This window comes from Citrobacter sp. Awk 2, from assembly GCF_028069815.1.
In the GTDB taxonomy this organism is placed as follows: domain Bacteria; phylum Pseudomonadota; class Gammaproteobacteria; order Enterobacterales; family Enterobacteriaceae; genus Citrobacter.
On sequence record NZ_JANEWL010000132.1, the window covers coordinates 1 to 10,006 of the forward strand.

Genomic DNA, 10,006 nt, shown 5'->3' on the forward strand with positions numbered 1-10,006 from the left:
CTGTTTTTACTTTAAATTTCAACCTAATTAGTCATTATTCAGTAATCCACTTCATGCAGTATCGCTAAATGTTTAGCTGAGTGTTCGGAAGTCACGGCCCAGCGGATCGACTAATAGCCAGTCAGAAACCAGAGGTGTTCCTAGAATCAGTGATCTGAAAGCGGCGTGGAAGGTCAGCTGACGAAGCTGCTAGCCGTGTAGGGAGGTGACAGTGGACAATTGGGGGTTTCCTCCAGGCTGGCAGCAAAATCTTTCCACGGTAATAACAGTGTGGCTGACAGGCCCAATCCGAAGAAAGGTTGAAGGAGTAATACAAAATAAAAATGCCAGTTTTTTCATGGCTTTAAAAAATAGACACTTATAAGACTGTTAGTAGCAGAGTCATGGAAAGTCTTCCCGGCCCAGAACCGGCCGGGAGAAAAAATCATAACCAGCAGGTCATTTATCTACAGCGGTTTTAAATGCTTTGAGTGCTGCCTGTCCCATCTGCTCATCCTGTTCCCAGCTGCCACCGCCAACCCCTAGTGCTCCAACCAGCTTGCCTTTGTAAGTCAGCGGATACCCACCGGCAATCAGGATCAGTTTTGGATCAGCTGTGTTAATGCCATACAGTGGCGCACCCGGCGCGGTCAGTTTTTCCAGTTCACCCGAAGGCATACGAGTAATTGCGGAAGTGTAAGCCTTTTTAGGCACCAGAACTGTGGTCAGCAGCATGGCGTTATCGTAGCGTTGGAAAAATAGTGGCCATCCTTTTTCATCCACAACAGAAAAGCTGATATCTACCCCAAGCTTAAGCGCCTCATCGTGCGCCGCCGTGCTCATAGCGTTTATGAGTTGAGGACTCAGCACTGATGCGTCCTGGGCGTAACTTAAAGCACTTGTTAGAGACAAAGACAACACCATTAAAGCACTTTTTAGATTTAACATATTGATTCCTAATAAAAATAGTAGATATCGGCTCTACAGTTTGTATTGTGTTAGATGACTGCTATGCCGTTTCAGGTGGTTATTATCAGACCAACTGATGCCTTATTACTTGCTCAATCATCGCGTTTTTTAATACGTTTCTGTTGCCTGCTTAATATCTGTGTCTCGCACTAGCGGCGATGAAAGACGTAAACAGGATCGTGTCTTTTTTTCACTGTTTCGGGCAAGCCTCTAAGAAAGCGTCCCTCTAAAATGAGTTCCACTTCGGTATCTGATGAATTGTTAATCAGCCCGTCTTTAAACACTCGAAACAGGAGAAACCCTGACATGACAAAAATGAAAGCGATCCAGGTTCTGGCAAAAGGCGAGCCTATGACTCTCGTTGAGATCGACATCCCTGAACCACATGAAGGTCAGGTTCTGATTAGGGTTGAAGCCTGTGGTGTCTGTCACGGTGATGCCAAAGTCAGCGAAGGTATGTCTTCTTCTTTCCCACGAATTCCTGGGCATGAAGTCGTTGGTATTGTTGAGAAAACAGGTCCGGGTGCTTCAAAATGGAAATCAGGTGAACGCGTTGGAGCGGGTTGGCATGGCGGTCACGGACATACAACTGCCCTGACAATTGATGGGGGCTATGCGGAATACATGGTAGCCTTTGAAGACGGTCTTATTTTAATTCCTGACGATCTCTCATCTACTGAAGCTGCTCCGTTACTCTGCGCTGGCGAGACCGTTTTCAGCGCGCTACGTAATAGTAAGGCTCGTCCAGGAGACCTGGTTGCTATTTCTGGCGTTGGAGGTCTGGGGCATCTGGCCATTCAGTACGCTAAAAAATCTGGTTTCCGTACCGTAGCAATTTCACGCGGAACGGATAAAGAAGTGTTGTCTCGTGAGTTAGGTGCTCATGAATATATTGACACCGATACTACTGATGCTACAGCTGCACTGCAGGCCATGGGAGGTGCTAAAGTTATAATCGCGACTGCACCAGTTGCTAGTGTCATTAATCCCTTGATCAAAGGTCTGGGTAAAGATGGCGAACTGATTATTGCTGCCGTTTCAGATGAAAAACTTGACTGGTCCGCGATGGACTTCCTGATGGGACCTAATGCAGTAAAAGGCACATTCACTGACATTAATGAAATGGAAGCGGCCATCAAATTCAGCGTACTGACTGATGTCCGTCCCATGATCGAGGTTTTCCCTCTGGAGCGCGCAAAAGAAGCATTTGAAAAAATGATGGCAGCCAAAACCCACTTCCGGGCAGTTCTTAGTATGAAAGGCTGAGAATTGAAGATGCGTCCTCCAACAGCCTGACTTTAGTCAGGCTGTTTTTTAATGGCGCTACGTAGTTGCTGAATATCTTTAAGAGGGGTCATTCCGAACTGACGGCGATAGTCACGTATAAATTGTGAAAGACTTTCATAGCCTACTTCCATTCCGGCTTCAGTGACCGACAAATCGTTTACCAGCATAAGCCTTCTTGCTTCACTTAGCCTTAATTGTTTCTGGCACTGAAGCGGTCCCATTCCGACTGCCGTTTTGAACTTTTGGTGAAAGCGTGAAATGCTCATCTGCGTTTTATCTGCAAGGTCCTGAACACTAAAAACATCGCGGAAGTTCTGTTTTATCCAGCTGTTTATCTGATAAATATCCCCGGCATTTTGTATATTCATAACACCTTTAAGTAACGAATCGCCAAAACGACCGTTAAGGATGGCAAACATCAGTTCCCGTTTAAGATGATTACTCATGAAGCCCACAGTTGAAGGTTTGAGACCTAATGACAGCATACGATCCAGAATGGAAAGCACATGCTCTGTGTTTTCAGGATCTTCGTTATCTTCCTTGCCTACGGTATGTTCAAAAGGAGCATCACCTTCCGTATCCAGAATTACGCCAATGATATCAGCCAGGGAAAAATTTACTGAAACGGCTAAAAATGACGTCGATTCCTTTGCTTCCGGGAAAACGCCAGAAGTGGGGACATCGACAGGGGAGATAAAATATTGCCCCTGCCTGCATTCATTGATGCCATTTGCATTGAAAAACTGGAGGCGGCCTCTGATAACTATATACAAAAATGGATCGCCAGGATCGGGAATAGGAACATGCTTCGTATTGAACCTGTGTATGTACATGTAGGGCAGAATTGTTCCCGTACTGCCGCTTTGTGAATTTAACACTCCGGCAGTAGCTTCGATACGAGCCAGCAAGTCTTTCATATATTTTTCCTTTGTAGCCATAATTACAGGTTACTTCACTTTATATAACATTAAGCAGAAGTCCTCCTGAATTTTTTGAGAAGTAACGCGGGTAAAGCGGTTGCAAGTGCTGTAAGCCATATGACTATATTGAAAGAGCCTCTGTCCATTAACCATCCGAAAAAAACGGGACCTATGATATTTCCAGCGTTGAAACCAGTAGAAACTATACCAAACATACGTCCGTGACTCCCCTTGGGACTCAATTTCGTTACGAGTATGTCTCTTGAAGGTGAAACTGCGCCAATAAACATTCCGCAAGTAATCATGAGTAAAACAAGGCCTGGCTCGCTGTTCTTCATAAGCGCGATCAGAGAGAGACACAATGTTGCACAGCAAAACATCGCGCCGACAAAATTGTCATGATTGGTTATTTTGTCTGCAAGTATTCCCCCTGCAATCACCCCGGCGACGGTTGAAAAAAGAAAGCCTGTTAGAGACATATTTGCGATTTCTAGGTTGTAACCATGTCCATTAACCAATGAGGCAACGAAAAATTTTTCAATTGCACTAATGCAGATTCCAAGAAGAAAAAAGAAGGAGAAAAGGCGAGCCAGACCATAAGCTTGCAGGCTGCCATCAGTTGAGTCTGGCTGGCGAAACTGCTGCACTTTAGGCCTTAATCCTTGTTCTGAGTGCGTAGCACCTTTGAGAGAGTATGATACGAACAAAAATATACCTACGCTCAATACTGAAACAACCAGAAAAGCAGCCTGAGACCATATTTTTCAGCGATAAAAACGAGGACAATAGGTGCTAAAGCCCCCCCCCAGGAACCCTGAGCAAGTGTGGATAGAAAAAATACGACCTTTGTTTTCCGTACGAATATTTTGACTGAGTAAAGCATAATTGCAGGGGTGGTATGCTGCATTTGCCACACCCGCGATTATCATCGCAAGATAATAAAAATGCAGGTTAAATTGGAAAGCGATCAGGGAAAAACTAGCTGAGGAGAGTAATATCGCGTAAAGAAGAAATGTTTTTGGATTGTATTTATCAACCAGAATTCCGGCATATATTTGTAAGAGGGCTGTCACAAGATTGAAAATCGCAATACCAGTACCGAGTTGAAGATAACTAACATCCGTTTTCATTGTGATAACAGGTATCATCACAGGTATTGCCAGAATACAGAAATGGCTTAGCATATGAGCTGCTGAAACAGCAGACACATTGCGGATCTGTATGCTATCTATTTCGCCCATACTATTTCCCCCTTTTAATCCTTGGACCCCTGATTTATTATTTTTGCCATTGAAAATTTCTCTCGCTGTCTTGCCAGAAAACATGCAATGCGTTGGAGTGCGACACGTAAGTCATCTTCATAAGGCAGGAATACGATGCGAAAATGGTCAGAATGCGGCCAGTTAAACCCTGTCCCCTGAACAAGCATGACACGGGTTTCCTCCAGCAATTCCAGAAAGAATTCGCGGTCATTCTTGATGGGGTAAATGTCGGGATCCAGTTTAGGGAACATATATAATGCTGCTGATGGCTTAACACAGGATACGCCCGGAATTGCGGTAATGAGTTCATAAGCCAGATCACGCTGACGGCGAAGCCTCCCGCCTTCAGATACCAATTCATCAATGCTTTGATGACCTCCAAGTGCTGTTTGGATTGCCCACTGACCCGGTACGTTGGCGCACAATTTCATATTCGCCAGCATGTTAAGCCCTTCAATGTAATCCCTTGCCAGCCCCTTATTGCCCGAAACAACCAGCCAGCCTGCACGATAACCACAGGCTCTGTAACTTTTTGACAGAGAATTAAAAGTCAGGATGAGTACCTCGGATGTCAGGCTGGCAAGCGCCGTGTGTTTGGCATTGTCGTAGAGGATTTTGTCGTAGACTTCATCTGACAAAATAACGAGGCCATGTTCACGCGCGAGTTCAACTATCCCGAGTAGCACCTCAACCGGATAAATCACACCTGTCGGATTGTTCGGATTGATGACCACAATACCTTTGGTCTTGGGTGTGATTTTCTGGCGGATATCGTTCAGGTCGGGGATCCAGCCGTTGTCTTCATCACACATATAGTGAACAGGCTCACCGCCGGAAAGGCTGGTGACAGCGGTCCATAGGGGATAATCCGGAGTAGGGATAAGTAGCTCATCACCGTTGTCCAGCAATGCATTTGTGGCCATTGCTATGAGTTCGGATGCACCATTTCCCAGATAGATGTCATCAATAGCCACATCCTTGATCCCTTGCAGTTGTGTATAGTGCATCACAGCTTTGCGCGCGGTGAAATTCCCTTTACTATCAGAGTATCCCGCCGACTGGGGAAGGTGACGGATCATGTCCTGCTGCACTTCTTCCGGTGCATCGAATCCAAATACAGCCAGATTTCCGATATTTAGTTTGATGATTTTCTGTCCTTCCTCTTCCATTTGTCGCGCTTTATCCATAATGGGACCGCGAATATCGTAGAGGACGTGATTCAGTTTTGTAGACTTAGTTATTTTTTTCAAAAGGCTAATTCTCTGTCCCGAATGAAATAATGTTGTTGGAATAAGGATGTAATTCAACAGCCCGCAAAATCGGGCTGTTGGTTGTTGCTGCAAAACGAGACCTCCAAAAAATCATGCCAGGAAATCTAAGCGTTCCAGTGTCCTTTCCAGCGCCGAGCGTTCTTGGCCTATAAGTGTTTGTAGAGGGAAAGGGAGGCAAGGAGATGGAACTGCCCCAAGGATCTCAGCAGCTGTTGCGATCACTCTAAGACTGCCGTGACGGCGGTAAAATACCCAAAGGGGTTCAAGCGCTGTATTGAGCTGATGTGTCTCGCTTTCGTCTCTGCTCAGTGCAGCCAAGGTGAGGCTCATGGAATAGTTAGGGAACAATCCTCCAAGGACTGAATACCAGACATCACATCCTGCAATCATACCTGAGGCAGATTGTGCGTCGCCGCTGATCCCGACTGTAACGCCTTCATCTACCCTGTTTTTAAGACTGCCAACACGCTTCAAAGCAGCACTCCAGTCCGCAGGTAAATCCCCAAGTTTTATTGAGCCAACGTTGTTTAGGTAAGAGAGCGCAATCAACAGTTCATCGGTAAATTCGAATCCCGTGGTTGCTGCGTTATCGTATATACAGAGTGGGACAGACAGCTCTGCTGTGACTCTGTCATAAAGGCGGAAAACTTCGTCCGCTGTGAGTTTTTGATAAGAGACAGGGGCCAGCAGTACGCCACTTACACCGGCTTTTTGTGCATCCTCCGCGAGCCTTAATACTTCTTCGGTGCTGACATTACCAATACTAGTCATCACCGGAATATCTGCCGCTGCACTCACTGCCAGCCGGGTCGCCCTGAAGCGTTGTTCACGGGTCAGATAAGCATAGTTCCCTGTGGAACCTAGCGCACCGATGGAATTTACCCCTGCGTCTACCAGGTTCTCAATCAACGATACAAACGATGTTTCTTCTATTTCACCATCTACAAGGGGCGTAAGAGGGAATGCACTCAGACCTTTAAACATGCTTGATTCCTTTTAAAAGAAATAATGGCTCCCTGGGACCAGTACAGCATCCGGGGATATTTTCCTACCGGGCGAACTTACGAGAGCCTATGACACACATAATGACTCCCAGTGTGATGAGTACCATCATAGGACTGACTGTTTCATGAAGGAGAGTGGCTGACAGACCAAGCCCGAAGAAAGGTTGCAGAAGCTGTAGCTGGCCGACGGCAGCGATACCACCAATTGCCAGCCCTTTGTACCAAAAGATAAAGCCGATCAGCATGCTGAAAAGCGATACATATCCCAGCGAGACCCAGGCGGAAATACCGATCCCAGAGAAGGTCGCAGGCATTGTAAGAATGGTTGCTATCAGCATGAAAGGCAGTGAAATGATCAGTGCCCAACTGATAACCTGCCAGCCCCCCAGAATGCGAGTCAGTTTTGCGCCTTCTGCATATCCCAAGCCACAGGCAATCACCGCCGCCAACATTAATAGATCGCCGATAAGTGAAACGGAGGCGCTTTGCGAGAAAGCGAACCCTACAACGAGCAAGCTGCCGATCACTGAGAAAATCCAGAAGGCCAGTTTAGGGCGTTCACCACCGCGTAGGACTCCAAAAATAGCGGTTGTCAGTGGAAGAAGACCCAGGAACACTATTGAGTGAGCAGAGGTAACGTGCTGTAAAGCCATAGCAGTCAGTAAAGGAAAACCAATAACAACGCCTAGAGACACAATGATCAATGGAACAATTTGTGAGGCTTGCGGGCGCTTTTCTCTAAAACCGAAGATCAACAATATAGCCAGTATTCCGGCAATGGTCGCACGGAGAAATGTCAGGAAAAAAGGGTCCATATCAAGGACGGCGACGCGCGTGGCAGGTAAAGAGCCACTAAAAATTACGACTCCTAACAAGCCATTGACCCAACCGGATATTGAACTGGGATCTGTTTTATTTACGACTGAATTAACCAAAGTAACCTCACTCTCTACATCTACATTTTGCCCGCAGGCTTGAGCATTTGTTGCACGAATGGTAATCTCACAAACCTGATACAATCAAATTATTGTCATGGATACATTTGATGAAAGCACGCTACAAAGCTATCGTGGACAAATTTGCTGAGATGATACGCAGCGGTAAAATTTTGGCTGGTACGCGTTTGCCGACTCACCGGGATCTTTCTGCTCAGGAACATATTTCTCTCGCAACCGCGACAAGGGTTTATAGCGAACTGGAAGCAATGGGTCTTGTTAGTGGAGAAACCGGGCGTGGGACGTTTGTCAGGGAAATCTCGTTACCTTACGGTCATGGCATAGATCAGCATGCTGTTGCCACGGATGTACTGGATCTCAATTTCAATTATCCCTCCCTGCCTGGGCAGGGCGAACTCCTTCGTGACGCCCTTCGGCAGGTATCTACTGTTGGGGACATTGAATCGCACCTACGATATCAGCCCCATGCAGGCAGGCCTGCTGAAAGGGAGATCATTGCAGGTCATCTTTCTGGGAGAGGGTTTAAACCGGCGGCAGACAATGTGGTAATTGTGAATGGTGCACAGCACGGGTTAACGATTACAGCTATGGGATTGTTAAGGCCGGGAGACGTAGTGGCAGTGGATGCCCTTACCTATCCAGGTTTCAAAGCACTGGCCGAACTATTTCACCTTGAGCTTATCGCAATCCCGTCACTGGCTGACGGCCCGGATTATGTTGCACTCAAACAGTTATGCAAGAAAAGACATGTCAGAGCCGTTTACACCATGCCTACCATGCACAACCCGTTGGGTTGGGTGCTTACACATAGCCAAAGGAAAGAGCTTTCGGCTATTGCGCGGGCGCACGACCTGCTGATTATTGAAGATACAGCCTATTCCTACCTCATACGCCGGCCCCCACCTCCGGTCGCGTTTTACGCGCCAGAACGCACGGTCTACGTCACTGGATATTCCAAAAATGTGGCCACTGGTCTGCGAGTGGGGGCGGTTGTGTGCCCTGAAGCATACCGGCCTGCTCTGGAAAGAGCAGTTCGTGCAACGACCTGGAATACACCTTCAGTAATGACAACGCTTGTGTGTAACTGGATACAGGATGGGACCGTCGCACGCTTTGAAGAACTGAAACGACAAGATGCACGTCAGAGACAGGCTGTGCTCAGGATATCCATGGGCGATATCCCCTGTATTACACATCCCGGCTCCTATTTTGCCTGGTTGCCACTTCCTGATGAATCACGGGCTGATCGGGTCGTTAAAGTTCTGATGGACAGTAATATATCGGTTTCCACGGCTACGCCTTTCTGCACTACACAGACAGTCCCTCAGGCTATACGAATCGCATTAGGCTCCGTCACTGTCGAAAACCTCCAGAAAGCTTTGCTTAAAGTGCGTGAAGCAGTTGAGAACGAGCGATATCGTTGAATACCAACATCAGGATTTAAATATGAAAAAGACAAATTTCGCCCAACTGAATATGTTCGTCAAAATTGCCGAAACGGGAAATCTGTCAAATGCGGCAAGAGATCTGGGACTGACGCCGTCATCTGTCAGTAAAGGTTTAGCCCAGTTGGAAGATGTATTTGGAACAGCGCTTGTCAACAGAACAACCCGGAGCGTAACTCTTACTGAGGCGGGCAAGCTTGTCTATGAAAAAGCGAGCCATTTGCTTAATGAAGCAGATAACATAATTGAAAGCGTCAGGCAGTTTAGCGATCCCACTGTGGGCACACTGAAGCTAACTTGCTCACTCGCTCTGGGTTGTAGTTGGCTGCAACCAATAATTGCGGCATATCAGAAAAAAATCCTCACGTAAACTTTGATATTCACCTCGATGATAGGTTAATCAATTTACATGAAGAAGAGTTTGATCTTGCACTGCGCGTGACCAATCAGGTGGAATCGAGTTTTTACTTTGCTGACAGAATCAGAACTATTCACTGGCATTACTATGCATCTCAGAAATATCTATCCGCAGAACCCCCAATCAAATCACCCGAAAATCTCTTATACCATCGGTGTCTAGTATATCCACGGATGATGGACGACGGAAAATGGTCCTTCATACAAAAAGATACAGGTACAGTGAACCGGTTAGTTGTTCCAACACATATTTCAAGTAACTCAAGCCTATTTCTTCTGCAAAGTGTTCTGATGAATGAAGGTGTTGCATGCTTGCCAGATTATCTTGTCAGAGCCTATCTGAATAATGGGAGGTTGCAACAGGTACTGTGTGATTTTGAATCCGGAGTATCCCATATCCTGTATGCAGTCAGCATTCGTCGTAAACAAAATAATCCAATACTTCAGTCATTTACTGATTTTTTACATCTGTATGAATAAATAATAATATTTCTAC

Annotated in this window: 11 protein-coding genes; 4 read left to right on the top strand and 7 right to left on the bottom strand. The window is 46.3% G+C overall.

The genetic code is table 11. The features are described 5' to 3' along the window. Positions 1-438 precede the first annotated feature (438 nt). The gene (locus NNO02_RS21360; protein WP_271455679.1) at positions 439-927 is read right to left on the bottom strand and encodes a GlcG/HbpS family heme-binding protein; all 489 of its coding nucleotides are present in this window, start codon (positions 925-927) and stop codon (positions 439-441) included. A 327-nt stretch (positions 928-1,254) separates the two neighbouring features. Here NNO02_RS21360 and NNO02_RS21365 point away from each other — a divergent pair, with 327 nt between their 5' ends. Beyond that, positions 1,255-2,214 carry an alcohol dehydrogenase catalytic domain-containing protein gene (locus tag NNO02_RS21365; protein ID WP_271455680.1) on the top strand — a complete coding sequence of 320 codons (960 nt, stop codon included), beginning with the start codon at positions 1,255-1,257 and terminating at the stop codon, positions 2,212-2,214. A gap of 32 nt (positions 2,215-2,246) precedes the next feature. Here the strand turns inward: NNO02_RS21365 and NNO02_RS21370 are convergent, their stop codons facing one another. From NNO02_RS21370 to NNO02_RS21395, 6 genes are all read right to left on the bottom strand, one after another. Beyond that, positions 2,247-3,152 (bottom strand): helix-turn-helix domain-containing protein, encoded by a 906-nt coding sequence (locus tag NNO02_RS21370; protein ID WP_271455681.1) that lies wholly within the window; start codon positions 3,150-3,152, stop codon positions 2,247-2,249. 50 nt (positions 3,153-3,202) lie between these two features. Continuing rightward, entirely contained in the window at positions 3,203-3,802 is a 600-nt protein-coding gene (locus tag NNO02_RS21375; RefSeq protein WP_271455682.1) for an MFS transporter, read from the bottom strand. A 117-nt stretch (positions 3,803-3,919) separates the two neighbouring features. Next, positions 3,920-4,396, bottom strand: a complete 477-nt coding sequence (locus tag NNO02_RS21380; RefSeq protein WP_271455683.1) for an MFS transporter — start codon at positions 4,394-4,396, stop codon at positions 3,920-3,922. 14 nt (positions 4,397-4,410) lie between these two features. Further along, positions 4,411-5,667 carry a pyridoxal phosphate-dependent aminotransferase gene (locus NNO02_RS21385; protein ID WP_024147363.1) on the bottom strand — a complete coding sequence of 419 codons (1,257 nt, stop codon included), beginning with the start codon at positions 5,665-5,667 and terminating at the stop codon, positions 4,411-4,413. Positions 5,668-5,778: 111 nt separating this feature from the next. Next, on the bottom strand, positions 5,779-6,672 hold the full coding sequence (locus NNO02_RS21390; RefSeq protein ID WP_271455684.1) for a dihydrodipicolinate synthase family protein: 894 nt from the start codon (positions 6,670-6,672) through the stop codon (positions 5,779-5,781). Positions 6,673-6,736: 64 nt separating this feature from the next. Next, positions 6,737-7,627, bottom strand: a complete 891-nt coding sequence (locus NNO02_RS21395) for a DMT family transporter (RefSeq protein ID WP_023218541.1) — start codon at positions 7,625-7,627, stop codon at positions 6,737-6,739. A gap of 110 nt (positions 7,628-7,737) precedes the next feature. Between NNO02_RS21395 and NNO02_RS21400 the strand changes: the two genes are divergently transcribed. The 3 genes from NNO02_RS21400 to NNO02_RS21410 are packed head-to-tail and all read left to right on the top strand — an operon-like array spanning position 7,738 to position 9,990. Next, positions 7,738-9,072 (top strand): aminotransferase-like domain-containing protein, encoded by a 1,335-nt coding sequence (locus NNO02_RS21400; RefSeq protein ID WP_271455685.1) that lies wholly within the window; start codon positions 7,738-7,740, stop codon positions 9,070-9,072. Between the two features lie 22 nt (positions 9,073-9,094). Further along, positions 9,095-9,463: a LysR family transcriptional regulator gene (locus tag NNO02_RS21405; protein WP_271455686.1), complete on the top strand. Its 369-nt coding sequence runs from the start codon at positions 9,095-9,097 to the stop codon at positions 9,461-9,463. Beyond that, complete coding sequence (locus NNO02_RS21410) at positions 9,415-9,990, top strand: substrate binding domain-containing protein (protein ID WP_271455687.1); 576 nt, start codon at positions 9,415-9,417, stop codon at positions 9,988-9,990. The genes NNO02_RS21405 and NNO02_RS21410 overlap by 49 nt, the downstream gene beginning before the upstream one ends. Positions 9,991-10,006: the final 16 nt, after the last annotated feature.

Coding starts and splice junctions, on each gene's coding strand:
- NNO02_RS21360 (WP_271455679.1), bottom strand. CDS start 927: ATGTTAAATCTAAAAAGTGCTTTAATGGTGTTGTCTTTGTCTCTAACA.
- NNO02_RS21400 (WP_271455685.1), top strand. CDS start 7,738: ATGAAAGCACGCTACAAAGCTATCGTGGACAAATTTGCTGAGATGATA.
- NNO02_RS21390 (WP_271455684.1), bottom strand. CDS start 6,672: ATGTTTAAAGGTCTGAGTGCATTCCCTCTTACGCCCCTTGTAGATGGT.
- NNO02_RS21370 (WP_271455681.1), bottom strand. CDS start 3,152: ATGAAAGACTTGCTGGCTCGTATCGAAGCTACTGCCGGAGTGTTAAAT.
- NNO02_RS21365 (WP_271455680.1), top strand. CDS start 1,255: ATGACAAAAATGAAAGCGATCCAGGTTCTGGCAAAAGGCGAGCCTATG.
- NNO02_RS21380 (WP_271455683.1), bottom strand. CDS start 4,396: ATGGGCGAAATAGATAGCATACAGATCCGCAATGTGTCTGCTGTTTCA.
- NNO02_RS21405 (WP_271455686.1), top strand. CDS start 9,095: ATGAAAAAGACAAATTTCGCCCAACTGAATATGTTCGTCAAAATTGCC.